Genomic DNA, 22,022 nt, shown 5'->3' with positions numbered 1-22,022 from the left:
TCTCAAAGCAGCTGGACTTCCCGGTCTAAGACCCGCTTCCACCGTGTAAGCTTACACCGGCTATATGCTCGACGACCTGGCGCGCAGCGCGCGATGGCACGGCCAGGCCGATGCCGACATTACCGCCATTGGGGCCGATGATCGCGCTGTTCACGCCGACCGCTTCGCCACGCATGTTGATCAAGGGGCCGCCCGAGTTCCCCGGGTTGATCGGCGCATCGGTCTGGATGTAGCGAGCGCCGCCGTCGGGCGAGCCGCGCAGCCCGCTGACGATTCCCGCCGTGACGGTCTGCCCCACCTCGAACGGGTTGCCGATGGCGACCACATAGTCACCGACCTGCGTCTTGTCCGAGTCACCCAACGGAAGCTGTTTCAGCCCGCGAGCTGGAATGCGCAGCACGGCGATGTCGGACCGCGGATCGCTGCCGAGAAACTCGGCTTCGACCTGCCGATCACCAATGCCAACGGCAATGGCGCGGGCATTCTCGACGACATGGTGGTTGGTGACAACCAGACCGCGCGCGGCATCGACCACGAACCCGGAGCCCGCCGAGATCCGCGGCGCCAGTGCCTCGTCGGGCACGCCGAGGAAGAAGCGATAATAAGGATCGCGCAGCAGCGGGTTCTGCGCATAGGGCGACGCCTGCAGCACCGCGATGTTTACCACAGCGGGCGCAACACGCTCGACAAGCGGTGCGACCGTCAGCCGATTAAGCGGGACGGCGTCGACGGAAACCTGTGCGCTTTCCGCCCCAATCACCATGTCACGGTCGGACTTGAGCCAAGCCACCCCCACGCCGCCGGCCACACCTGAGGCCAGGCCGATCGCTGCAAGCAGGGCCAGCCAGCCGCGCGGCGGACGCAGGTCCGGTCCAGCTGGGCTCACGGGCGACCATCCTTCAACTCAAGCGGGTCTGCGACGGCTGTGTCGGCGGTTTCGAGGATCTCGCACAGTCGCGACACGGTCGCGGACATGGGGCGCGGCGCCGCCGGAAAATCCAGCGGCTCGCCGCGCGCCCGTGCGACGGCCTCGATCAGATCGGCCCGATCGCCGCCGGCGTCCAATATCTCGACGATAAAGCGGTCCTCCAGCGACCCGGCGATCGCGATCACGTCTTCGCGCGTCATGCCGTCTCTCCTTTCGTTTCCTCCGGCCGCTGGCGCAGCCGCAGCCCGAAGCCGATCAGGACCACACCGGCGATGACAGCATAGATCGCGATCGCCCATGCGACCGACAGGATCGTGGCGGGCGGATTCATATAAAGCGCCACCGGCACCGCAATCCCGAGCAATAGGGAGAGCACGCCCGAAAGCGCGAGCAGCCACTCGCCCTCGATCTCCTTGCGCAGGCGGATCGCGGCGGCGATCTCCAGCACTCCGGTGAGGATGGCCCAGGCGCTCAGCACCGACAGTGTCGCCAGAGCATAGCTGGCTGTCGCCACAAAGGGCATCAGCACGAACAAGACCGCGACCGCGACGCCGATGATGCCGCGCAGGATCAGCGTCCACCAGCGCTCTTCCTTTCGAGTGGCGCCGCGCACGCCAGCGATCGTCGAGAGTAGGCCATCGGCGCCGGCATAGGCGGCGAACACCATGGTGAAGGCGAACAGGGCGCTTACAGGAAACAGGAACGCGACCACGCCTAAGCTCAACGCGAGGACGCCACGAACGACAAACCATCCCCAGTTGTGGTTGAGCAGCGGAACGCCGGTGCGGGCGTCGCTGCCCGCACCGGCATGGGGAACCGTGGCCGATATGCTCGTCATAGCTTGGCCTCCTTCGTCACTCCTCACGCTGCCCGAACAGGCTCAGCAGCAGCTGGAACAGGTTGATAAGATTGAGATAGAGCGACAGCGCGCCCATCACGGCCAACTTGTCCGCCCGCTCGGTTCCAGCATAGGCCAGATACTCGCTCTTCAGGCGCTGGGTGTCCCAAGCGGTGAGCCCCGTAAACACCAGCACGCCGGCGATCGAGAAGACTAGCTGGAGCATCGAGGACCCGATGAACAGGTTGACGAGGCTGGCGATGACCACGCCGATCAACCCGACCATCAGGAAGGTGGACCAACGCGAAAGGTCGACGTTGGTCGTATAGCCCCACAGGCTCATGCCCGCGAACACCGCCGCTGCGCTGAAGAAGGCGAGCGCGATGCTGGTGCCGGTGAAGACGAGGAAGATGCTCGCCATCGACACGCCCATCACAGCTGCGAAGGCATAGAAAGCGGTTCGCGCTTGCGTGGTCGTCATCCGCTCGACGCGGAACGAGAAGAACAGCACGAACGCCAAAGGTGCGAAGATGGCCACCCACTTCAGCGGCGTACCGAAGATCGGCTGGTAAAGCGCGGGCGTGCTCGCGACCAGCAGCGCGACGAGCGCCGTGATACCGAGGCCCAGCGCCATGTTGCGATAGACGCCGAGCATGTGCCGGCGAAGGCCTTCATCATAGATGGCTGCGCCGCCGGCGCGCGCCGGCGAAGGGGGCGGATAGGTGATAGGGTCAAAATGTCTGTTCATGCCTCACTCCATTGATCTTCAAGTCAATGAGGCACTCGGCCGGCTTCACGTTGAAGCTGCGCGATCCTGCACCGAGCGCACTCGATGCGGTCCGACATCGCGGAGGCTTTGCAGCCGCCGCCAGAGGGGCCCGGTCCGCAGGCAAGATCTTGTAACCGCTTCTGTAAATTCAAGAGCACGCGCGGGCAAAAAGTGTGTGCGCAAAAACCTCTTGAAAGCCCTCGATGCCTACCTAGATTTTTGTTGCCGGACGCCGTTCGGGTCCGGTTGGACATAGAGAGCGTCGGCTCTCCGTTTACCGGCGCCTCTCATGCCCAGATCGCTTCATAGGAGGATTTGGAAATGAGAACTAACTTTGATTTCGCGCCCTATCGGCGCTCGACCGTAGGCTTCGATCGCCTGTTCAACCTGCTCGAAGCAGGCGCGCGTGAAGACGATGGCTATCCGCCCTTCGACATCCTGAAGGATGGCGAGGACAGCTATCGCATCACGCTGGCAGTCGCCGGCTTTCGCCCCGAAGACATCGAGGTGGTGGCGCAGCAGAACCAGCTCACCGTCACCGGCAAACGCGCCGAGGATAACGGCAAGGGCGACTATCTGCATCGCGGTATCGCCGCGCGCGCCTTCGAGCGGCGCTTCCAGCTCGCTGACTTCGTGGAAGCCGGCAATGCCAGCTTTGAGAACGGCCTGCTGAGCATCGCGCTCAAGCGTGTCGTCCCCGAGGCGATGAAGCCGCGCCGGATCGAGATCGGCGGCAGCAATGCTGCCCAGGATCAGATCGAGGCGCCCAAGGACAAGGTCCGCGAAGCGGCTTGATCCTTGGTTTAACTGGTTTGCCGGCGCCGCACTCTGCGGGCCGGCAGGCCTTTACCCTTCCAGCCAGAAAAGGAGATGACCATCATGGCTTTTCGTGATCTCATTCCCTGGAGCCGGCAGGAAAACCGGCTCCCTGTCCCGGTCAGTGCCGAGCGCGGCCGCGACAATGATACCCACCCGCTGCTCTCGCTCCATCGCGAGGTGAACCGACTGTTCGACGACGTCTTCCGCGGCTTCGGCGTGCCCGCCTTCGCCGGCCTCGACCGCGCTGCCGGTTGGCCCCATGTGGAGCTCGGCGAGACCGACAAGGAGATCCGCGTCACGGCGGAACTGCCGGGTCTCGACGAGAAGGACGTGGAGATTACCGTCGAAGACGGTGCGCTAACGCTTCGCGGCGAGAAGCGGTCCGAGGTCGAAGACAAGGATCGTGGCTATAGCGAGCGCAGCTACGGCCGCTTTGAACGGCGTATCGGACTGCCCAAGGGGGTCGACCGTGACCAGGCGAACGCGACGTTCAGGAACGGCGTGTTGACGGTCACCCTGCCCAAGACGGAGGCGGCGAACGAAAATGTCCGCCGCATCCCGGTCAATGGCAAGGCGGCGTGACGGTCTGGCCCGGAACCTCGGTTCCGGGCCATTCGCCAACGACAATCACACCGGGCCTGACCCGTCCAGCGCGCTGCCACGCGAGGCCTGTGCCATGATAGAGCCGGTGCTGCCGGCCACTAATCAAGGCGGACGAGGCCGGCGCGAACAGTGGAAGGTTCGCTTCGCGCCTCGCTGGCGGCCAGTGGCGGATCCACTAACCGGATGGACCGGCGGCGGCGATCCGCTCGAGACGATCGAGCTGCGCTTTCCCAACTTGGAGGCGGCGGCGAACTATTGCCAGCGGCAAGGATTGCGTTTCTCAGTCCATGGAGAGGCGCGTCGCCAGCGCCCGCTTCACGCTTACCTGCCCGCGGCGCCCGCTCCAGTGCTGTGCTGCTCGCCGACAGGTCCGCATGCGCGTTGCTGCGGTGCCTATCCGATCGCTGCGGCAGAGCGTGATTGTCATCCAAGGTTCAGCGTGGCCGGTTAGATCTCTCACCCACCAAACCAGCAACGAAAGGACGAATGATGCGAAAATTGCTTCGTACAGCCGTCTTGGCCGGCGCGGCGGCAATCGCCACCGCGGGGACGGCTATCGCGGCCGCAAACCACAACCGGGTCATGACTATCGACTTGCCCGACGGCTCGCTTGCCCGGATCGAGTACCAGGGCGATGTGGCGCCCAAGGTCACCGTTGAGCCGGCGATGAGGTTCGCGCCGGTGCGATTTGCCGATCCGGCGATAACCGCGCCGTTCGCGCTGTTCGACCGGATCGCCGCCGACATGGATCGGCAGATGGATGCGATGTTCCGCCAGGCGCGGATGCTCGAAGCGGCGGCGGCCAGAGGCGCAACGCCCGACCGGGCCGCCTTCGGCACCCTGCCGGCAGGAACCGTGAGCTATCGCTTCGTCTCTACCAGCACCGGAAACGGTACTTGCAGCCGCAGCATCCAGGTAACGTCGCTCGGCGCGGACCAGCAGCCAAAGGTCGTTTCGAGTAGTTCCGGTGACTGCGGCGCACCGTCACGCGGGCCGGTTCAAGCCGTTGCCGATCATGGCAAGCTGGCATCACCAGCGAAGACCATTTGAGCGATGGCCCGGGAGAAGCAATTTCTCCCGGGCCTTTCACGATTCACCCGCGCTGCCGATGGGATGCCCGATCCAGCGCGGCGAGGACCCGGTCGATCACGCCGGCGCTGCTCGCCGCCTTGGGAAGCTCGCGGCGCGCGAAGTGCTGCAGCCGGTCGACGTCGCGCTGCGGCAGGCGGAGCTCGATCGGCATTGCTCCGAGACGATCGGGCGCGATCCGCTGCGCGGCCTTGCCTGAGCGCAGAAAATGATCGAGCAGCCGCTTGCGATCGGCAAAGCTCCAGCCCAGCGCCTCCAGTTCCTCGGGCGGCACCGACAGGAGCGCGAGCGCGAACTCCATGATGTCGTCGAATGGCAAGGCAATGCGGACGCGGCGGCCGCCGCGTTCGCGCCACTTTCGCAGCGGCCCCCTCGTCATTGCATCCTGATCACGCCATCGACGGCGCGCCACTCGGTCGGACGAACGAGCTGGTCGTGCGCGATTTGCACCGAGTGGAGCGCCGCCTCGATCTCGCGCCGCCAATGATCGAGGAAGTCGAACAGCACCGGGAAATCGGGCGCAAGATCATACTCCTGCCAAACGTACAGCTGCAGTAGTGAAGGGGCGTCCGGCCGGTAGTAGTGCACTTCGGCGGTGGTTAGCCCATATCCCTGCAGCTGAGCGAGGAAAGCGCGATCCCTCATTGAAGCCGACTACCCGAATCCCTGCCTTCGTCGAGCGAGCGCATGGCGGCGAGCACTTCATCGATCGGTACGGCGCGTTTTGCGCCCGGGGGTTTGCGAAGCGCCGGCTTGTCTCGCACGGCAGATCGATCCGATGCCCAGGATGCGAGGATGGCACGCTTCACTTCGGGTTCCAAATCCGGATGCCGCGCAACATCAAAGGGGTGAAGAAAACGTGCGTAGGGCTGCGACATGGCCAAAACTCCTTTCCTTGTGTCGCTCCTTTCGTTGATGCGGGACAGACCCGCACCGGAGAATTTTGGTTCCGTTCCGAGTCTCGTCAAGAGGCAAGTTGGACCCGATTGGCACTCCAACGCCAAGAGTGCCAAAAAATTTCATTCCGCCTCTTGAACGGAAAAATCGGTTTTCCTAGCTCAGCGAAACCTGTCGTTCGGATGAACGGCAGGGTCTGTCACATCATGTTTTGCATCTGGAGCTTTTGCCATGCATTTCCGCCCCTTGCACGACCGTGTGGTCGTCCGTCGCATCGACGCCGAGGAGAAGACCTCGGGCGGCATCATCATCCCTGACACCGCCAAGGAAAAACCGCAGGAAGGCGAGGTTGTCGCCGTCGGGCCGGGCGCCCGCGACGACAAGGGCACGCTCGTCGAACTGTCAGTGAAGGCCGGTGATCGGATCCTGTTCGGCAAATGGTCGGGCACCGAGGTCAAGATCGATGGCGAGGATCTGCTCATCATGAAGGAGAGCGATATCCTTGGCGTGATCGACAACGTCGTGCCGCTCAAGCAGGCGGCCTGATCGACCGCCCTCATCCCTCGAACATTCAGGAAGGACATAGAAAGGAGTAGCAGCGATGGCTGCAAAGGAAGTCAAATTTGCATCGGACGCGCGTGACCGCATGCTGCGCGGCGTCGATACGCTCGCGAACGCGGTCAAGGCGACGCTTGGCCCCAAGGGCCGCAACGTCGTCATCGAGAAGAGCTTCGGCGCCCCCCGCATCACCAAGGACGGCGTCACCGTCGCCAAGGAAATCGAACTTGCCGACAAGTTCGAGAATATGGGCGCGCAGATGCTGCGCGAGGTCGCAAGCAAGCAGAACGATAAGGCCGGCGACGGCACCACCACAGCGACCGTGCTCGCCCAGGCGATCGTGCGCGAAGGCTCGAAGGCCGTCGCTGCGGGCATGAACCCGATGGACATCAAGCGCGGCATCGATCTGGCGGTGACCACCGTCGTCGCCGACCTCGAAGCCCATGCCAGGAAGGTGAGCGCCAATAGCGAGATCGCGCAGGTCGCGACAATCTCGGCCAATGGCGACGAGGAAGTGGGCCGAATCCTTGCCGAGGCAATGGAGAAGGTCGGCAATGAGGGCGTGATCACGGTCGAGGAGGCCAAGAGCCTCGCGACCGAGCTCGAGACCGTCGAGGGTATGCAGTTCGACCGCGGCTACCTCTCGCCGTACTTCATCACCAATGCCGAGAAGCTCAAGGTGGAACTGGATGATCCGTACATCCTGATCCACGAGAAGAAGCTGTCGAACCTGCAGGCCCTCGTGCCGCTGCTCGAGAAGGTCGTCCAATCGGGCCGCCCGCTGCTGATCATCGCCGAGGATGTGGAGGGCGAGGCCCTGGCGACCTTGGTCGTCAACAAGCTGCGCGGCGGCCTCAAGATCGCGGCGGTCAAGGCGCCGGGCTTCGGCGATCGCCGCAAGGCGATGCTCGAGGATATCGCCGTCCTCACCGGTGGCAATGTCGTCAGTGAGGAGCTCGGCACCAAGCTCGAGAACGTGACGATCGGCATGCTCGGCCGCGCCAAGAAAGTCACGATCGACAAGGACAACACCACGATCATCGACGGCGTCGGTACCAAGGCCGACATCGACGGCCGCGTCGCGCAGATCCGCCAGCAGATCGAGACGACCACCAGCGATTATGACCGCGAGAAGCTGCAGGAACGGCTCGCCAAGCTTGCCGGCGGTGTCGCGGTGATCCGCGTCGGCGGTGCGACCGAAGTCGAGGTCAAGGAGAAGAAAGACCGGGTCGACGATGCGCTGCATGCCACCCGCGCCGCGGTCGAAGAGGGCATCCTGCCCGGCGGCGGCGTGTCGTTGCTGCGCGCGCTCAAGGCCTTGGATGGCCTCAAGGCCGCGAATGACGACCAGCAGTCGGGCATCGACATCGTCCGCCGGGCGCTACGCGCCCCCGCCCGACAGATCGCCGAGAACGCCGGCGAGGACGGCGCCTGGATCGTCGGCAAGCTGCTCGAGAGCGACGACTACAACTGGGGCTTCAACGCAGCGTCCGGCGAGTACCAGGATCTCGTCCAGGCCGGTGTGATCGACCCGGCCAAGGTCGTGCGTACCGCGCTGCAGGACGCGGCCTCTGTCGCCTCGCTCCTCATCACTACCGAGGCCCTCGTCGCCGAAGTGCCGAAAGAGGAAAAGGCCGCGCCGATGCCGGCGATGGACTACTGACGTGAGACGGGGAGCCCGATACTCGGGCTCCCCGGAGCTTAAGAGCTTAAGAGCGACAAGTCCCTTTCTATTATTCTTCGATGCCGGTCAGGCAACTGCTGGATGTCGGCTCCTGGCAACAGCTGTCGGTCGACTTATTGCTGTGGGACGGCGCTCTGTCCCAGACCAAGTCTTTCATCCTTCTCAAATGCGTGATGAACGAAAGACAGGAATCGATCACGGCAATCTGAAAACTCGAATGTCTGGAATGTTGGCGTTTCATGCCGCACCTATTCCCGCCAGCCCTTGCTCCTGGCACTTTGCTCCTCTTGCGCGTCGAGAGCGGGACCTTGGGCGATGTCCTGAATGGCTGCCAGAACTGCAGCGTCTGCGCTGCCGGCCTGCCGGTACTCGCCATCGCCACGTGCGGCCCGAGATCCGCCAATCACCTTGTCTAGCTTCCATCCACGGTCGTCACGGCAGGCGATGCCCGACCGCTCGGTACTCGAGAAACCGCGACAAATATGTCCCGTGCTGTCGCGGAAGCTGAGCAGGATGCGCACGGATGCTTGCGCCGACTGCGTCTCGACCAGTTGGTTTTCGAGCGCTGCGGCAATCTCGCCTTCGGCATAGGAGCCGGGCGACCGCTGAACCAGCCCCGTACCGAATAGCGCCAGCACCAGCGAGGCGGCCAGCGCAGGGCCGACAATCCAGCGCCAACGTGGTTTCCGCGTAGTGGCATCCTGCCGCTGGCGTTTGGCTTCCGAAAGATCGACCACCTCCGCGCCGCCTTTTATCGCACGGATCAAGCGTTCGGGAACGGGGGCCTCGGCAATCGGCGCGAAGTGGGCGGAAAGCCGAGCTTTCAGCGCGCGATGGGCCTCAACCTGCGCCAGCAGCGACGGATCAGCGGCAAGCAGCGCTTCGACTTCATGGAGGGTTTCACCTTCCAGCTCTCCATCGGTGTAGGCGGCGATCATCTCGCGAGAAAGGGTCATGCCGTCTCTCCCAGCAGGGCCATCAGGGCATCGCGCCCGCGTACCAAACGCGAGTTCAGGGTGCCGACCGGACAGCCGGCGATCTCGGCAGCCTCCTTGTAGGAGTAGCCCTCGACCATCACGAGAAGCACCGCTTCTCGCTGCTCGTCGGGCAACTTCGCCAGTGCCCGATCGACGTCGCTCAGTTCGGCGTGCTCTTCCTGGCCGCCGCTATGTCCCACGGCTAGCCCTTCGTCCGCGTCGACGAAAGTCTTCATTCGCCGCGTCGTCGCCCGCCCTTCATCGATCCAGATATTGCGCATGATCCGATACATCCAGCTATCCAGGCGGGTGCCGACTTGCCATTGCATACGGCTGCGCAGCGCCCGCTCGATCGTCATCTGGCAAAGGTCGTCGGCTTCGGGCAAATTGTGTGCAAGCCCCGCCGCAAAGCGTCGCATTCGTGGCAGCAACGCCAGAAGTCCGTCCTCGAACCCGCCTTTTTGGTGTGCCGACAGTTTTCTTCGCCTTTCACGGATGAAACGACGTAGCCCACCCGTTTAATCCAATGCTCGATGACAAGCCTGCTTGAAGGAACGTATGCGTACCGGTTCTGCCCCATTATTGGCCCCATTATTGGCCTTGGCCATACTGGTTTCCGCTCCGGCGGCCGCACAGCTCGGCTTGCCGCCGGTCGGCCCGGTGATCGGCGATGTTCTCGACACGACCGAGCGTGCGCTCGATCCCCTGCGGGACACGGTCGGCGATGTAACGCGTGGCGCGGCCCGGCTCGCCGACGCGCGGGCATCGCGCCTGTCGAACCTGGTGCGTCGAAACCGCGAGAGTATGGAACTCGACGCCGATGGCGCACCGGCGCGACGCGGCGAGCTGCTACTGATCGGCGCGAACGATACAGACATCGCCAAGGCACGTGACGCCGGCTTCGCGCCGTTAAGCCACGAGAGGCTCGACGCGCTCGAAATCGATGTCGTGCGGCTGGCGGTGCCCAGCGCCATGCCACTGGCGAAAGCGCAAGCGGCGTTGCGCAAGCTCCGGCCCGATGCGACGATTTCGGCGGACACATTGTATTTTCAGGCGGGGGCGGTCGTTGCACGCGGTACGGCTGCTCGTGCCCCGACAGCGGCATCGATCGACCAGACGGTCGGCGTGATCGACGGCGCGCCGGGCGCGACAATCGCGGTCACCGCCACTCGCAGATTCGCCGAGGGGGCGTCCGCTTCCAGCGACCACGGCAGCGCGGTCGCCTCGATTCTGGGCTGGGCCGGGGTTCGACGGATCGTGGTAGCCGACGTCTATGGTGCGGACCCGGCCGGTGGCAACGCATTGGCGATCGCGCGTGGACTCGACTGGCTCATCGGCCGGAATATCCGCGTGGTTTCCATAAGTCTCGTCGGTCCCAGCAATCCGGTGGTCGCCCGCGCCGTTAGCGCCGCGCAGCGGCGGGGCGTTTACATCATCGCGGCGGTCGGCAACGACGGGCCGGCCGCTCCGCCGGCCTATCCCGCCTCTTACCCTCACGTCATCGCGGTCACCGCCGTGGATGGACGCAACCGGGCGCTGATAGAGGCAGGGCGGGCGGCGCACCTCGATTACGCCGCTCCAGGGGCCGACCTGCTGGCGCGCAATGCCGCCGGCCGATGGGTGCGGGTCCGAGGCACATCCTACGCCGTGCCTTTCGTCGCCGCGCGTGTCGCCGCTGCCCTGGGCAGTGGCAATATCATTCCCACACTCGACCGCGAGGCTGTCGATCTCGGCCGCCGGGGCGTCGATTCCGTATTCGGGCGAGGTCTGCTCTGCCAATCCTGCGCACGGCGAAAATAAGATGGATTAAATGGCAAGGCCCCCTCGTTTTCCGATCGAGAGACGGCGTGAATGCCCTCTCGTGACAGCGAGGAAAGGATTTGAAGCCATGCGTACCGTTATCGTATTTTCGACAGTCCTGCTGCTCTCGACCGTGCCGGTCGCTCATGCTCAGATACTTGGCGGCGGCGGACTTGGCGGCATCGGCGGTAGCCTGGAAGGCACGTTGAATGGCACCATTGGTGGCACTTTGAACGGCATCGGCGGCGTCGGCGGCACCCTCGACAGCGTCCGTCAGGGGACCAGCGGGACCCTGCGCGGCGCCGCGAGCAGCACCGGCAGCCAGAGCGTCGAGCGCAAGAGCGGGCACGTCAAAGCCGATCGGAACGTCAACGCCGCCGGAGGCGGCACCACCACGAATTCGCTGACCAGCCCGGTATCGTCGCTCACCGGTAGCGCGTCGGGCAACGGCAGCGCCAGTGGCTCCGGCGGCGTCGATGCGCAACTCATCGGAACCGACGCCGTTCGCGGCACAGCACAATCGGCGGTCGGCGAGGTTCGCGGGCAGGCTGCGGGCGCGGTCGATGGCGCGCGCGGAGCCGCCGGCAACGCGAGCGGCCAGGGACAGGGTCTGATCTCGGGCGTCGCCGGCACTCTGAACGGTTCGCTAGCCGGTTCGGGGAGCGTTTCCGGCTCCGGTTCGTCCGGGGGTGCCGGTGCTCCGCTGTCGGGTTCGGCCGAGGAGGCGAGTAACGGCGACGCTGGCTTCACCGTGACCAGGGGAATGCCCGTCCTCTCGCCCGATGGCGAACGCATAGGCCGGGTCCGCCAGGTGATCTCCAACGCCCATGGCGAAGCCCAGCAAATTTTCGTCAAGGTCGATGGCCAGATGGCGACGTTGCCCGCCGCGAACTTCTCCGCGAGCGGAAACGCCGTGATGTCGGCGATGAACGAAAGCCAGATCAAGCAGACGGCGGCCGACCAGAAGGCTGCTGACGATCAATAAGGTCGGGGATTGGAACTGATGCCCGGAGCGATTCTGCGCTCCGGGCACGTCCTGCGAGGGGGCTGTCAACTCAATTGCCCTGGCTGACCGCGTTTGCCCATCCTGCCAACCCAAGATGAGCAACCCACTACCATGCGGTCAAATGAATAGTGGGCAGCTATCAGGCTGCGTGGAGTGGTGTGGGAACGCCTACTTTGTCGGCGTGTCAGGCAGCTTTTGCGAGCTTCTCGACCTTTATGTCCTGCTCGTGCTCGCGGGCCTGGGCCAGCTCATAGGCCGTCTGCATCCGCAACAGAGTGTCGGCCTTGATGCCGAAGGCCTTCTCAAACCGAATAGCCATATCAGCAGACAGGTTCGCATTGCCGTTCAGCAAGGTGCTCAACGCCTGCCTCGATACGCCAAAATGCTCGGCCAAAGCCGTCACGCTAACCTGTGCAGGCTCCACGATTTCGGTCTTCAACCAGTCTCCCACGTGGACCGCGAGCGAAGGGTGCATCTTAAGCGCCATGATAATCCTCCAGATCCATATCGATTAGCGCGCCTTCACCATTCAAACCGAAGGTCATCCGCCAGTTTCTCGTAACCGTCATCGACCAGTTCCCTTTCCGATCGCCTGTCAGCTCATGCAATCCGAAGTTCGGAGGCACTGACAGCTCCTCGAAGCTTTCCGCAGCGTCGATGAAAGCGAGCATCTTGCGCAATCGCCCCGCATCTCCAACCAGGCCTTTGGAGTTGCCCGTCTCAAAGAAGCGGCGCAGGCCTTTGTGCCTGATGCTCTCTATTTCCATTGTTCGGATGTAGCGCGCCGTCGCAGGATTGTCAAGTGTCGCGCGACACACGTCGGGGGGCGAGACGTGCATACTATACTCGCGCTGGCCATACCGGCCATCGGAGAACTATCATGGGACATTCAGACCTCGACCCCGCCATTCATGATCGGAGCCCTTGGAACGCAGGGAAAAAAGTTGGGCCGAAGCGCCCGCTGAAGCCTCGCGATATCTGGGCGATCCGTTTCTATCTCGACGAACACAAACGTCTACGCGACCGGGCCCTGTTCGATCTCGCCATCGACAGCAAATTGCGAGGCTGCGATCTGGTCAAAATCAGGATCGGCGACCTGATGAGCGCGGGGTCATTTCGGGATCGCGCGACCGTCATCCAACAAAAGACCGGTCGACCTGTGCAGTTCGAGATCATGACGGAAGCACGCAAGAGCCTGAAGACATGGCTCGATCGGCGCGGCGGCACGATTTGCGACTTCGTATTCCCAAGCAGGATCGATTATCTCGGCCATTTGAGCACACGGCAGTATGCTCGTCTTGTCGACGAGTGGGTTTCAACGATTGGCCTAGACAAGCGGGAGTATGGCACGCACTCGATGCGACGGACCAAGGCAGCACTGATCTACAAAGCCACAGGCAATCTTCGGGCCGTCCAGATCCTGCTGGGACATACGAACATTGAGAACACGGTCCGTTACCTAGGCGTCGACGTGGATGATGCTCTGACACTGTCCGAACGGACGGAAATTTGACACTGGTTCCGGCTTCCCGAGGCCGCCGGGAAGCCGGTTTGGCCTGATGAACGACCGGCAGGTATCGGCGGGCTGTTCTGATCCAATGAAGGACTGCAATGTTGGCGGTTCTGGCAAAACCTTCCGAAACGGCAGGCTTCTGCCATTTTCCGCTTGACGATGTGGCCTCTACGATTGCGGTGCCTCAGGTCGCTAGGTTCTGCGACCAGAAGAACATATCGACGCGGGCGCCGAACTCGCGCCGCAGCGCCCCGATCGACCGCGGCCGAGCGGCGTTGGCAATGCCGGCGTGCAGCGAGAGCAGCCCGAGATAGATGTCGAGGATATGACGCTCGAGCCGGCGGAATGCGCGCATGACCTCGCCATCCCGCGGTGCGTCGCCATGGACGACCGCGTTGCGCCAGCGATAGGCTTCCCGCACGGCGTCGTAGATTCGGCAATATGCCTCGGGATCACCGCTGCCCCCCGTGCATCCGCAGCGATGCGACAGGTTGTGCGCCTTGTCCTTGTCGCCAACCAGGGTGAGCGCCTCAAGCGCCGCCACCAACCGCACCAGCCGGATCGGGTGATGCGGCTCGGCATAGGCTTCCGAAATGAGCCGATTGAAGTAGGTGAGTCTCTCGAGCAGCGCATCGGGCTTGCCGTCCTGCACGGTGTGCCAGGTGACGACGTCGCTGAGCAGACGCGCGAAATGGCCGAGATGGCGATTGAAGGGCTCGGTCCAGCCGTCCTCCAAGTGCGAGCCGCCGCCGCCCAAGGACGTCGACAGGCAAATATGTCCGTCCGAGGTGAGCCGCATCGCCGAGCGGGTCTCCTGCCAGAGGTATCCGTCGCCGATCCGGACATCGTCCATCGCGTCGTATCCAAAGAACATCCGGATCAGGTTGAGCAGGCATTCGGCGGCGTCGCGTGCCACCGGCCAAGCCATGCGCTCCTCGTGTCCCGCAATCTCCACGGTGATGAAGTGGTCGAAGGATTGCGCGTGCCTTTTCCAGTCGTCGCCGAGGCGCCGCGCCCACTCGTCGTCGGGCGCGTCGTGCCGGGCCCAGGCATCCGCCAACTCTGCCTCGAGGACCGGCCGCGCCACGATGCGCGCGGCGCCGACGCGGAAGTCGGTTTCCTTCGCGCGGTGGGCGAACACGACGGGAAACAGATAGAGGCCGTCGTCACGCGGATGCGCGGCGAGGAAGGTGAGTGCTTTCTCGACGATGGCATGCTCGGACAGCCGGCGGGTCTTAAGCGCTTTGGGGAGGTGCTCGGAGAGGCCGCGGAGCAGCGCATTGCGCGCGGTCTGCCGCGAGAGTTTGGCGGCCAGGCCTTCGCGTAAAAGCAGCGTTTTCGCGGCGGCATCGAGGTGCGAATTGCCGGCCTTGCTGACGCAATTCGCGCGATCCATGCCTTCCAGCAACACGATCTCCTTCAGGAACGCGCTGTCGCCACGGCCGGCGCGTTCCTGCACCATCACCGTCGTCGCCTGCCATTCGTCGAGAAAGGCGCTGACGTGCTGTGCTGTGGACTTCGTCGACATGTGGTGCGGGCTAGCACGCTTCGACATTCATGGCGGGCAAAATACGCGAGCAACCGTATCTTCGGCAAATCGCGGTGAGACCGGTCAATTAGGCGCACCGCTTAATCGATGAACGTAAGGCAAGTTTTGAAGGCCTCTGCTTGAGCCTTGAACGGCGGATATCTTGGCGATATCGCATTGCTGGTTGTGGCAAAAGGAGAAGGTGATACGTCGCCAGCGCGACGCGACGGCCGCTGCGATTGTGGGACTTTACCTCAGTGACGATTAAGCTTGAAGCAGCCTTCCATGAAGCAGGTCACGCTGTGATGGCGTACCTTTCATCATATCACCTTCAAGCTGGGCCGATCCAACTCGAGGCATATGGACCGGGAGAGGCTTATGTAGGTCTGATCCCTTCGAAACTGGAAGCGGCTGGTCTCGAAGCATCGAATAAAATAACGACCAAACCGGAAGTCGCGAGGGATTTGGGAAAAATTCTTGTCGCTGGGTTTATCGCAGAGCAAATCGCATCTGAGAGCGACAAATCGCTTACACCCAATCCAGCATGCGCCAAGCCCGACCACGAACTTACAGTCCAGCAGCTCACTGGAGCAGGTCTCTCCCGAAAATATGACAAGCTTGAATCTGAAGCGCGTGCTGAGCTCGAAGCAAATTGGGTGGTTGTAAAAGAGCTGGCCGAATGGTTGTTTCAAAAGAGAACAGCAGAATACACCGAAATCAACGACTTCATTTCCGCCCGAATTTTACATCGGTAGTTCAGAGACGATCCGTAGCCGAACCAATGCGTTGGTTTGCTGTTTTCTGCCGCCGAATGAACGGACGACAGCTATTAGGCGGCCTTGTTGAGCGCTCGAACGGCAGCAATGTTGGCGTTTGTGATGCGCCAAAGCCCGTGTCAGCCGTCCGACGAAATGGAATCTGAGTAATATGAGCCAAAGCGAACGTCTTCCCGCAACGTTTCCGGACGATATGGACCCGTTACGCCACTCTGACAGACTTCGTTGCAGGCAAACCGAACTTCGACTGACGGATGCAAGGTGCCGCCCAACACGCCTTTCCGAGGCTTGGCGGTCCAGTTGACGAAGCGGGAGATCACAGGATGAGCATTTGCAAATCCCAGTATTTCGCAATGCTGCAGAGCAGTGGGGTCAGGAAATAGATGCAGAACTCTGCGATCGACCAGCAAGCGATGAGGAATATCGTTAGACGTAGCCTGCTCGACCATCCACTCCAATGCGATGTCAGACAACCGCGATTCCGATTCAGGATAGCTACCGCCAATGTCTGAGTGATTTCCAGCGAACCAAAGCTGGATCAATGGCTCGTCGGTTTCGCTTTCCTTCTTGCGAATGACGTCGTGCCTTCCCCACTTCACTCGCGGGAAATCCTCTCTTCGTTCATCAATGGAGATAGCATGGCGCGCGTACCTCACATGCTTACTTAGGCTCCGATCGTAATTGTCAGCCTTCCAGCTGATATAATGTGACCTACGATCGCCCTTCTTTGGAAAGTCCTTAATGGTCCTTCGGGCCTTCATCCGCAGCATGATCAGAGGGGCCACGATGACCGCCACGGCGCTCAGGCCGGCTACGTGTGACCAAGAGTAGTCCGATATCCAAGTTATCGGGATTGCCAGAACGCTACAAAGAGCAACGATAGCGAGACCAAAGATCGCGAAGATCCCGGTACGCTTCCAGCCCTTCGCCCCGAGAGCTGCAACGGTGTCAAAGACACCTATGAAATAAGGACTGGCGTTTGGAACGCCGTCACTGTCGCTCGCATATCTTTCACGAAATCGGCGTGCGAGTTCGTCGCGCTCGCTCTCAAACTCGGCCAGTGGATGACCTGCACCATGTTCGTAGACTTGGTGGACGGCTTCATCGGCGATAGCCCGCGTACAACGCCGAAATCGAGTAAGCCGCTTGCCGTCGGCGTCCTGAGTGGGCACTCCGCAAAGAGAAAGCACATTGGCAACACAACGCGCTGTATAGGCCCCTCGGCTAAATCCGAAGATCCAGATCCGATCGCCCGCTTCCCAGTGGTTGATGATGAACTCGTAGCAATCAGCAATATTGTGGCCAATGCCGCGCCCCGTCGCGGAGCCGAGTAGCTTCTTCGCCCAACGCGACCATTTGAACCAACCTGACGTACCCTCATCTGTCCCAAGGCCCGGATCGTAGAATGCGATTTGCTCAGCGGGATTGATGTCGTTTTGAGGGTCTACCCTGCAAGCACGGTAGAGTTTGTAAATATTGCTCAAGCGCTGCTCAGGCTTGAGGCCGCCAACTTGTCCAGTGCCATCGGAAAAGACGACAATGTTCTTCGACATGGCTTCCCCCTCGAACATGCAGGATTGAACATAGCAAGAACAATCGTCGGGTCAAATCTGCAAATGCTGGTCGTTGACGCAACTGAGGGCGGTGAAGGGCATTGACCACATTAGCGGCTTTGAGGACGGATGAATGAAAGGCAAATTTTGACGAGCAGGAATATGGTGATGAAGGTCTGCTTTGTCGGCGGATACAGCCCCGATCAATGATCCCAAGCGCCGAGTGAGGCAGCGATATCTCCAATTGAGCGTAACAGGGTTAGCGGATCGTCCTTGGAGGGTAGAAATCCCCACCTTCGCCAGAACGCTGCCGCCTCATCATCCACGGCATTGACCACCAACGCGCGCCCTCCGATCAGCCGGGAGGCGGTCACGCATCGCTGCAATGCATGCTTGAGCAGACCGGCGCCGATGCCTTTACCGACCCAGCTTTGATCCGTGGCAAGTTGCGCCAAAAGCAGGCACGGGACGGGATCGGGCGGTTGCCCAGTTCGGATAGATCGGGGAAGCTGAGCCGGAATGATCGACGTCGGCGCAAGCCCATAATAGCCGATGACATGCCCACCTTCGTGGACCACCATGACCGCCGTGAAGCCCTTCTCCTGATTGGCGAGTGCCCGCGTCTGCAACCAGCGGTCGAGCGAGGGTTTGCCGCAGGAGAAGCCGGATACGTCATGCGCGGCCGTAAGCGGCTCGGGGCCAGAAATCGCCAAGGATTATTCCCCGGTGGCGGAGTGGTCAGCTTCCCATGGCGCGGCGCGGCGGAACAGTTCCACCATTTCGGGAACGGGAACCGCTGGGCCAGACACGGCGGCCATGAACGCGTCGAACCCTTCCGCGCTCATGCGGATCGGTGTGGTTTCCATCAGCACTTCCTCGGCCGCGCGCACGGCGGCATCGCGCACGAAGTCGGTGCGCGAACGTCCCCGCAGCCTAGCGGCACGGTCGATGATGGCGATGTCGGTATCCGGTAGCCTCATGGACAGCGGATGTTCCTTGCGTTGTGCGGGCTGCGGCATGATTCACCTCCACTACCTATATGACAGATTGTATTGTATTTTGCAATACGGGATGGCGCGGACGGCAATCAATGGTCACTCGGCCGTATCCCAGACCGTGCCTTCAGCGGGTTTGGCTGTGCGCAACCGACGTAACGCCCATCCGCTGATCTGATCCAGCCTTGCCTCTCTTCGTGCCGCCTGTCGCGGCCCGCGAGTCGGAGCCAATGCCATGACCCCTACCAAGCTGCTTGTCGGGCAGATATTCGTCGTTTTTGCCATCGTGATATTGGGCGTGTGGGCCGCTACTCAGTGGGCCGCATCCATGCTCGGCTATCAGGCGCAGCTTGGGATGCCTTGGGCGGTTGCCTTCGGTATTCCCATTTATCGGCCCTGGCAGCTTTTCGCCTGGTGGTATCACTACGAAGCTTATGCCCCCCAAGTCTTCAACAAGGCCGGTGCGCTGGCGGGGGCCAGCGGCTTTCTCGGTTGCGCGTCGGCGATCGCCGGTTCGCTCTGGCGGGCGCGGCAGAACCGCCATGTCACCACTTATGGTTCCTCCCGCTGGGCCTCGCGCGCGGAGATCGCCAAAGCCGGGTTGTTCGGTGCCGCCGGAGTATTTCTCGGCCGCTATCGCGGGGACTATCTGCGCCATGATGGGCCGGAGCACGTCATGGCCTTCGCGCCGACGCGGTCGGGCAAGGGCGTCGGGCTTGTCGTCCCCTCGCTGCTGTCCTGGACCGGCAGCGTCGTCGTGCATGATATCAAGGGCGAGAACTGGCAACTTACCGCAGGTTGGCGCTCGCGATTCTCGCATTGCCTGTTGTTCAACCCGACCGATCCACGCTCGGCGCGTTACAATCCCTTGCTGGAAGTACGCAAAGGCCCCGACGAGGTGCGCGATGTCCAAAATATCGCGGATATCCTCGTCGATCCCGAAGGCGCGCTCGAACGCCGCTCGCATTGGGAAAAGACCTCGCACAGCCTCTTGGTTGGGGCCATCCTTCATGTCCTCTATGCCGAGGAGGAAAAGACCCTCGCGCGGGTAGCGACCTTCCTGTCCGATCCGCAGCGATCCTTCGCGCACACGCTGCGGCGCATGATGGCGACCAATCATCTGGGTACCAAGGAGCATCCGAAGGTCCACCCGGTCGTTGCGTCGGCGGCACGCGAAGTGCTGAACAAATCGGAGAACGAACGCTCCGGCGTCCTATCCACCGCCATGTCCTTCCTTGGACTTTATCGCGATCCAATCGTGGCGCGGAACACGGCCGCATGCGACTGGCGTATTGCCGATCTTGTCGACGCCAAATCCCCGGTATCGCTCTATCTGGTCATTCCGCCATCCGACATTTCGCGGACCAAGCCGCTGGTCCGTCTGGTCCTCAACCAGATCGGCCGCCGCCTGACCGAACGCCTGGAGGGCGACCCGAAGAAGAGCCGCAAGCATCAATTGCTGATGATGCTGGACGAGTTTCCGGCGCTCGGGCGGCTCGACTTCTTCGAGACGGCGCTGGCCTTCATGGCGGGCTACGGCATTCGGGCCTACCTGATCGCGCAGAGCCTCAATCAGATCAGCAAGGCCTATGGCGAGAACAACGCCATTCTCGACAATTGCCATGTCCGTATAGCGTTCAGCAGCAACGACGAGCGCACGGCGAAGCGGATCAGCGACGCGCTCGGCACCGCGACCGAATTGCGTGCTCAGCGCAACTATGCCGGACACCGGCTCGCCCCCTGGCTCAGCCACGTCATGGTGTCACGGCAGGAAACGGCCCGCCCGCTGCTGACGCCGGGAGAGGTAATGCAGCTCCCGCCTGCCGACGAATTGGTACTGGTGTCTGGCCTTGCGCCGATCCGGGCGAAGAAGCTGCGTTATTATCAAGACCGCAATTTCACCTCGCGCGTACTGCCCGCGCCCGATCTCGGTCGTAATGGCGACGGCGACGCGGCTTATGCCGACCGGCCCGATCCGCGCCCGGACGACTGGGGTGTCGAAATTCGCGGTCTGCATGATGGGCTGATCCCCGCCGCTGATGAAGAAGGCGCGACCCTCGATGAGGAAGCCGAGGGCGGTTTGCAGCAACAGCGCCACCCCGGCCTGCCGGAAGAACAGAGCGTTCAGGCCGCAGAGCCGGATCGTGAGGTGCTGACCGGCATCGAGGACGAGAGTGACGCGGGCTCCGATCGGCAGACCATGGATCGCCTGCGTGGCCTGGGCAGTGTGCAGCGTGCTCATGCCATGAATGAAGCCGATCGCGGCGACGATCTGCTGCCGAGCTTCTGACGGGAGCCTGGTATTCATGAAACCCCGCCATCATCTCTATCTCGATGAGGATCTGACCGCGCAGTTGGAACGGCTCGGTTCGAAGCCGGGCACGTCGAAGTCTGCGATCGTGTCCGATGCGCTGCGCGATTATCTCAATCGCCGCGCCACGCGGGAAGTGGACGATCTTCTGAAAGTCCGGCTCGACCGGATCAGCACCCAGCTTGGCCGGATCGAACGTGACAGTCTGGTCTTGCTCGAAACGTTGTCGCTGTTCGTCCGCTACCAGCTCACCGTAACCGCGCCGCTGCCCGAAGCCGACAAGGCGGCGCAGGCGATCGGCCGCGAACGCTTCCGCCGCTTCGTCGACCAGGTAGGGCGGCAACTCGCCGCCGGCCGGTCCATCGGTTCCACGCCTTCCGATAACGGAGGCGGACAATGAGCGGCGGTGTCAATCTGACCTCGCAGGGCCGTCGCCGGGCGATGCTGCGCACCGCGATGGGACCGGCGATTGCCGCTGCGCTTTCCGACCCGCGCGTCCTCGAGATCATGGTCAATCCGGACGGTTCGCTACGGCTCGATCTGCTGGGCGAAGGCCGTGTGGATTCGGAAGTGCGGGTGGAACCGGCGGAGGCTGAACGCATCATCCGGCTGGTAGCCTCGCACGTCCGCGCCGAGGTCCACGCCGGCGCGCCGATCGTCAGCGCCGAACTGCCGGAAGGCGGGGAGCGGTTCGAAGGGCTATTGCCGCCGGTGTCGACCGCACCTTGCTTTTCCATCCGCAAGCCGGCCGTGCGCATCCACACACTGACGGACTATGTGACGGGCGGCATTATGCGCGCCGAAGTCGCGCTGGCGCTGTCTATGGCCGTTGTCGAGCGCAAGAACATCCTTGTCGCGGGCGGTACGTCTTCAGGCAAAACCACGCTGGCGAACGCCTTGCTGGCCGAGATGGCAACGCTCGACGAGCGAGTCATCATCATTGAGGACACACGCGAGCTGCAATGCGCCGCGCCGGACACGGTGGCGCTGCACACCCGGCCTGGCGTTGTAACGATGGCTGACCTGGTGCGTTCGACGCTGCGTCTGCGCCCCGATCGCATTATCGTTGGTGAAGTCCGAGGCGGCGAGGCGCTGGACATGCTGAAGGCCTGGAACACCGGTCATCCGGGCGGGATCACGACGGTTCATGCCAACAGCGCGCGCTCTGCGCTTTACCGGATCGAGCAGCTTGTTGCCGAGTGCGTCATCACGGTGCCACGGCGGCTGATCGCCGAAGCCATCGACATGATCGTGTTCATCTCCGGCCGGGGCACCGGCCGCAGGGTCGAGACCGTTGCCGAGGTGGACGGGCTCGATGTCGACGGCGATTTCGCCGTCACCGACCTCATCATCCCCCACAGCACAGGAGATTGAATCC

The 22,022-nt window shown here is 62.6% G+C and carries 28 protein-coding genes; 13 read left to right on the top strand and 15 right to left on the bottom strand.

Features of this window, described 5'->3' with window-relative positions:
• Positions 1-25 precede the first annotated feature (25 nt).
• From ATN00_RS01895 to ATN00_RS01880, 4 genes are read right to left on the bottom strand one after another with little or no spacing between them, the layout of a single operon-like run.
• Positions 26-886 carry a trypsin-like peptidase domain-containing protein gene (locus ATN00_RS01895; protein ID WP_231746361.1) on the bottom strand — a complete coding sequence of 287 codons (861 nt, stop codon included), beginning with the start codon at positions 884-886 and terminating at the stop codon, positions 26-28.
• A complete protein-coding gene (locus ATN00_RS01890; protein WP_062061368.1) occupies positions 883-1,128 on the bottom strand; it encodes a hypothetical protein in 246 nt (81 codons plus the stop codon). The genes ATN00_RS01895 and ATN00_RS01890 overlap by 4 nt, the downstream gene beginning before the upstream one ends.
• The gene (locus tag ATN00_RS01885) at positions 1,125-1,766 is read right to left on the bottom strand and encodes an HdeD family acid-resistance protein (protein WP_062061365.1); all 642 of its coding nucleotides are present in this window, start codon (positions 1,764-1,766) and stop codon (positions 1,125-1,127) included. Before ATN00_RS01885 ends, ATN00_RS01890 begins: the two co-directional genes overlap by 4 nt.
• 16 nt (positions 1,767-1,782) lie before the next feature.
• Positions 1,783-2,421: a Bax inhibitor-1/YccA family protein gene (locus tag ATN00_RS01880; protein WP_156415324.1), complete on the bottom strand. Its 639-nt coding sequence runs from the start codon at positions 2,419-2,421 to the stop codon at positions 1,783-1,785.
• Between the two features lie 435 nt (positions 2,422-2,856).
• Between ATN00_RS01880 and ATN00_RS01875 the strand changes: the two genes are divergently transcribed.
• The 4 genes from ATN00_RS01875 to ATN00_RS01860 all read left to right on the top strand — a co-directional run bounded on the left by ATN00_RS01875 (position 2,857) and on the right by ATN00_RS01860 (position 5,007).
• Complete coding sequence (locus ATN00_RS01875) at positions 2,857-3,330, top strand: Hsp20 family protein (protein WP_062061360.1); 474 nt, start codon at positions 2,857-2,859, stop codon at positions 3,328-3,330.
• 84 nt (positions 3,331-3,414) lie between these two features.
• Positions 3,415-3,936 (top strand): Hsp20/alpha crystallin family protein, encoded by a 522-nt coding sequence (locus tag ATN00_RS01870; protein ID WP_062068276.1) that lies wholly within the window; start codon positions 3,415-3,417, stop codon positions 3,934-3,936.
• Positions 3,899-4,408: an NADH dehydrogenase ubiquinone Fe-S protein 4 gene (locus ATN00_RS01865; RefSeq protein ID WP_335338080.1), complete on the top strand. Its 510-nt coding sequence runs from the start codon at positions 3,899-3,901 to the stop codon at positions 4,406-4,408. Before ATN00_RS01870 ends, ATN00_RS01865 begins: the two co-directional genes overlap by 38 nt.
• 35 nt (positions 4,409-4,443) lie before the next feature.
• Entirely contained in the window at positions 4,444-5,007 is a 564-nt protein-coding gene (locus tag ATN00_RS01860) for a hypothetical protein (RefSeq protein ID WP_062062632.1), read from the top strand.
• A 43-nt stretch (positions 5,008-5,050) separates the two neighbouring features.
• Here the strand turns inward: ATN00_RS01860 and ATN00_RS01855 are convergent, their stop codons facing one another.
• The 3 genes from ATN00_RS01855 to ATN00_RS01845 are packed head-to-tail and all read right to left on the bottom strand — an operon-like array spanning position 5,051 to position 5,924.
• Positions 5,051-5,425, bottom strand: coding sequence for a hypothetical protein (locus tag ATN00_RS01855; protein WP_062061351.1), 375 nt, complete (start codon positions 5,423-5,425; stop codon positions 5,051-5,053).
• Entirely contained in the window at positions 5,422-5,691 is a 270-nt protein-coding gene (locus ATN00_RS01850; RefSeq protein ID WP_062061348.1) for an usg protein, read from the bottom strand. Before ATN00_RS01850 ends, ATN00_RS01855 begins: the two co-directional genes overlap by 4 nt.
• Positions 5,688-5,924 (bottom strand): hypothetical protein, encoded by a 237-nt coding sequence (locus tag ATN00_RS01845; RefSeq protein ID WP_062061345.1) that lies wholly within the window; start codon positions 5,922-5,924, stop codon positions 5,688-5,690. The genes ATN00_RS01850 and ATN00_RS01845 overlap by 4 nt, the downstream gene beginning before the upstream one ends.
• 250 nt (positions 5,925-6,174) lie before the next feature.
• Between ATN00_RS01845 and groES the strand changes: the two genes are divergently transcribed.
• On the top strand, positions 6,175-6,489 hold the full coding sequence (gene groES / locus ATN00_RS01840; RefSeq protein WP_062061342.1) for a co-chaperone GroES: 315 nt from the start codon (positions 6,175-6,177) through the stop codon (positions 6,487-6,489).
• Between the two features lie 55 nt (positions 6,490-6,544).
• Complete coding sequence (groL, locus tag ATN00_RS01835; RefSeq protein WP_062061339.1) at positions 6,545-8,164, top strand: chaperonin GroEL; 1,620 nt, start codon at positions 6,545-6,547, stop codon at positions 8,162-8,164.
• Between the two features lie 269 nt (positions 8,165-8,433).
• On the opposite strand, the gene ATN00_RS01830 is transcribed toward groL, so the two are convergent.
• Positions 8,434-9,141, bottom strand: coding sequence for an anti-sigma factor family protein (locus ATN00_RS01830; RefSeq protein ID WP_062061335.1), 708 nt, complete (start codon positions 9,139-9,141; stop codon positions 8,434-8,436).
• Positions 9,138-9,638 (bottom strand): RNA polymerase sigma factor, encoded by a 501-nt coding sequence (locus ATN00_RS01825; protein ID WP_257720669.1) that lies wholly within the window; start codon positions 9,636-9,638, stop codon positions 9,138-9,140. The genes ATN00_RS01830 and ATN00_RS01825 overlap by 4 nt, the downstream gene beginning before the upstream one ends.
• An 82-nt stretch (positions 9,639-9,720) precedes the next feature.
• On the opposite strand from ATN00_RS01825, the gene ATN00_RS01820 reads away from it, so the two are divergent.
• Complete coding sequence (locus tag ATN00_RS01820; protein ID WP_082635060.1) at positions 9,721-10,962, top strand: S8 family serine peptidase; 1,242 nt, start codon at positions 9,721-9,723, stop codon at positions 10,960-10,962.
• 88 nt (positions 10,963-11,050) lie between these two features.
• A complete protein-coding gene (locus tag ATN00_RS01815) occupies positions 11,051-11,947 on the top strand; it encodes a hypothetical protein (RefSeq protein ID WP_062061329.1) in 897 nt (298 codons plus the stop codon).
• A 205-nt stretch (positions 11,948-12,152) separates the two neighbouring features.
• On the opposite strand, the gene ATN00_RS01810 is transcribed toward ATN00_RS01815, so the two are convergent.
• Both ATN00_RS01810 and ATN00_RS01805 read right to left on the bottom strand, forming a co-directional pair.
• Positions 12,153-12,455, bottom strand: coding sequence for a HigA family addiction module antitoxin (locus tag ATN00_RS01810; protein WP_062061326.1), 303 nt, complete (start codon positions 12,453-12,455; stop codon positions 12,153-12,155).
• Positions 12,445-12,735 (bottom strand): type II toxin-antitoxin system RelE/ParE family toxin, encoded by a 291-nt coding sequence (locus ATN00_RS01805; RefSeq protein ID WP_062061323.1) that lies wholly within the window; start codon positions 12,733-12,735, stop codon positions 12,445-12,447. Before ATN00_RS01805 ends, ATN00_RS01810 begins: the two co-directional genes overlap by 11 nt.
• Positions 12,736-12,848: 113 nt before the next feature.
• On the opposite strand from ATN00_RS01805, the gene ATN00_RS01800 reads away from it, so the two are divergent.
• On the top strand, positions 12,849-13,481 hold the full coding sequence (locus tag ATN00_RS01800; RefSeq protein WP_062061320.1) for a tyrosine-type recombinase/integrase: 633 nt from the start codon (positions 12,849-12,851) through the stop codon (positions 13,479-13,481).
• A 184-nt stretch (positions 13,482-13,665) separates the two neighbouring features.
• Here ATN00_RS01800 and ATN00_RS01795 read toward each other — a convergent pair whose 3' ends face one another.
• Complete coding sequence (locus ATN00_RS01795) at positions 13,666-15,009, bottom strand: hypothetical protein (RefSeq protein ID WP_062061317.1); 1,344 nt, start codon at positions 15,007-15,009, stop codon at positions 13,666-13,668.
• Between the two features lie 257 nt (positions 15,010-15,266).
• Between ATN00_RS01795 and ATN00_RS23290 the strand changes: the two genes are divergently transcribed.
• On the top strand, positions 15,267-15,764 hold the full coding sequence (locus ATN00_RS23290; RefSeq protein ID WP_156415196.1) for a hypothetical protein: 498 nt from the start codon (positions 15,267-15,269) through the stop codon (positions 15,762-15,764).
• Positions 15,765-15,904: 140 nt separating this feature from the next.
• On the opposite strand, the gene ATN00_RS01785 is transcribed toward ATN00_RS23290, so the two are convergent.
• From ATN00_RS01785 to ATN00_RS01775, 3 genes are all read right to left on the bottom strand, one after another.
• Positions 15,905-17,338, bottom strand: coding sequence for a DUF2235 domain-containing protein (locus ATN00_RS01785; RefSeq protein ID WP_062061313.1), 1,434 nt, complete (start codon positions 17,336-17,338; stop codon positions 15,905-15,907).
• Between the two features lie 203 nt (positions 17,339-17,541).
• Entirely contained in the window at positions 17,542-18,051 is a 510-nt protein-coding gene (locus ATN00_RS01780; RefSeq protein ID WP_062061311.1) for a GNAT family N-acetyltransferase, read from the bottom strand.
• Positions 18,052-18,054: 3 nt separating this feature from the next.
• Complete coding sequence (locus ATN00_RS01775) at positions 18,055-18,357, bottom strand: type II toxin-antitoxin system TacA family antitoxin (protein WP_062061308.1); 303 nt, start codon at positions 18,355-18,357, stop codon at positions 18,055-18,057.
• A gap of 211 nt (positions 18,358-18,568) precedes the next feature.
• Between ATN00_RS01775 and ATN00_RS01770 the strand changes: the two genes are divergently transcribed.
• From ATN00_RS01770 to trbB, 3 genes are read left to right on the top strand one after another with little or no spacing between them, the layout of a single operon-like run.
• On the top strand, positions 18,569-20,623 hold the full coding sequence (locus ATN00_RS01770; RefSeq protein ID WP_062061305.1) for a conjugal transfer protein TraG: 2,055 nt from the start codon (positions 18,569-18,571) through the stop codon (positions 20,621-20,623).
• Positions 20,624-20,639: 16 nt separating this feature from the next.
• A complete protein-coding gene (locus ATN00_RS01765) occupies positions 20,640-21,044 on the top strand; it encodes a ribbon-helix-helix domain-containing protein (RefSeq protein WP_062061302.1) in 405 nt (134 codons plus the stop codon).
• Positions 21,041-22,018, top strand: coding sequence for a P-type conjugative transfer ATPase TrbB (trbB, locus tag ATN00_RS01760; protein ID WP_197413645.1), 978 nt, complete (start codon positions 21,041-21,043; stop codon positions 22,016-22,018). Before ATN00_RS01765 ends, trbB begins: the two co-directional genes overlap by 4 nt.
• Positions 22,019-22,022: the final 4 nt, after the last annotated feature.

The sequence above is a fragment of the Sphingobium baderi genome, from assembly GCF_001456115.1.
GTDB lineage: Bacteria > Pseudomonadota > Alphaproteobacteria > Sphingomonadales > Sphingomonadaceae > Sphingobium > Sphingobium baderi_A.
Note: the sequence above shows the minus strand (reverse complement) of the source record. Positions and strands in the feature narration are given on the sequence as shown.

Coding starts and splice junctions, on each gene's coding strand:
- ATN00_RS01810 (WP_062061326.1), bottom strand. CDS start 12,455: ATGGCGCTTAAGATGCACCCTTCGCTCGCGGTCCACGTGGGAGACTGG.
- ATN00_RS01880 (WP_156415324.1), bottom strand. CDS start 2,421: ATGCTCGGCGTCTATCGCAACATGGCGCTGGGCCTCGGTATCACGGCG.
- trbB (WP_197413645.1), top strand. CDS start 21,041: ATGAGCGGCGGTGTCAATCTGACCTCGCAGGGCCGTCGCCGGGCGATG.
- ATN00_RS01805 (WP_062061323.1), bottom strand. CDS start 12,735: ATGGAAATAGAGAGCATCAGGCACAAAGGCCTGCGCCGCTTCTTTGAG.
- ATN00_RS01865 (WP_335338080.1), top strand. CDS start 3,899: ATGTCCGCCGCATCCCGGTCAATGGCAAGGCGGCGTGACGGTCTGGCC.
- ATN00_RS01850 (WP_062061348.1), bottom strand. CDS start 5,691: ATGAGGGATCGCGCTTTCCTCGCTCAGCTGCAGGGATATGGGCTAACC.
- groES (WP_062061342.1), top strand. CDS start 6,175: ATGCATTTCCGCCCCTTGCACGACCGTGTGGTCGTCCGTCGCATCGAC.
- ATN00_RS01830 (WP_062061335.1), bottom strand. CDS start 9,141: ATGACCCTTTCTCGCGAGATGATCGCCGCCTACACCGATGGAGAGCTG.
- ATN00_RS01860 (WP_062062632.1), top strand. CDS start 4,444: ATGATGCGAAAATTGCTTCGTACAGCCGTCTTGGCCGGCGCGGCGGCA.
- ATN00_RS01795 (WP_062061317.1), bottom strand. CDS start 15,009: ATGTCGACGAAGTCCACAGCACAGCACGTCAGCGCCTTTCTCGACGAA.
- ATN00_RS01870 (WP_062068276.1), top strand. CDS start 3,415: ATGGCTTTTCGTGATCTCATTCCCTGGAGCCGGCAGGAAAACCGGCTC.
- ATN00_RS01845 (WP_062061345.1), bottom strand. CDS start 5,924: ATGTCGCAGCCCTACGCACGTTTTCTTCACCCCTTTGATGTTGCGCGG.
- ATN00_RS01875 (WP_062061360.1), top strand. CDS start 2,857: ATGAGAACTAACTTTGATTTCGCGCCCTATCGGCGCTCGACCGTAGGC.
- groL (WP_062061339.1), top strand. CDS start 6,545: ATGGCTGCAAAGGAAGTCAAATTTGCATCGGACGCGCGTGACCGCATG.
- ATN00_RS01855 (WP_062061351.1), bottom strand. CDS start 5,425: ATGACGAGGGGGCCGCTGCGAAAGTGGCGCGAACGCGGCGGCCGCCGC.
- ATN00_RS01890 (WP_062061368.1), bottom strand. CDS start 1,128: ATGACGCGCGAAGACGTGATCGCGATCGCCGGGTCGCTGGAGGACCGC.
- ATN00_RS01820 (WP_082635060.1), top strand. CDS start 9,721: ATGCGTACCGGTTCTGCCCCATTATTGGCCCCATTATTGGCCTTGGCC.
- ATN00_RS01765 (WP_062061302.1), top strand. CDS start 20,640: ATGAAACCCCGCCATCATCTCTATCTCGATGAGGATCTGACCGCGCAG.
- ATN00_RS01815 (WP_062061329.1), top strand. CDS start 11,051: ATGCGTACCGTTATCGTATTTTCGACAGTCCTGCTGCTCTCGACCGTG.
- ATN00_RS01800 (WP_062061320.1), top strand. CDS start 12,849: ATGGGACATTCAGACCTCGACCCCGCCATTCATGATCGGAGCCCTTGG.
- ATN00_RS01775 (WP_062061308.1), bottom strand. CDS start 18,357: ATGCCGCAGCCCGCACAACGCAAGGAACATCCGCTGTCCATGAGGCTA.
- ATN00_RS01885 (WP_062061365.1), bottom strand. CDS start 1,766: ATGACGAGCATATCGGCCACGGTTCCCCATGCCGGTGCGGGCAGCGAC.
- ATN00_RS01785 (WP_062061313.1), bottom strand. CDS start 17,338: ATGTCGAAGAACATTGTCGTCTTTTCCGATGGCACTGGACAAGTTGGC.
- ATN00_RS01770 (WP_062061305.1), top strand. CDS start 18,569: ATGACCCCTACCAAGCTGCTTGTCGGGCAGATATTCGTCGTTTTTGCC.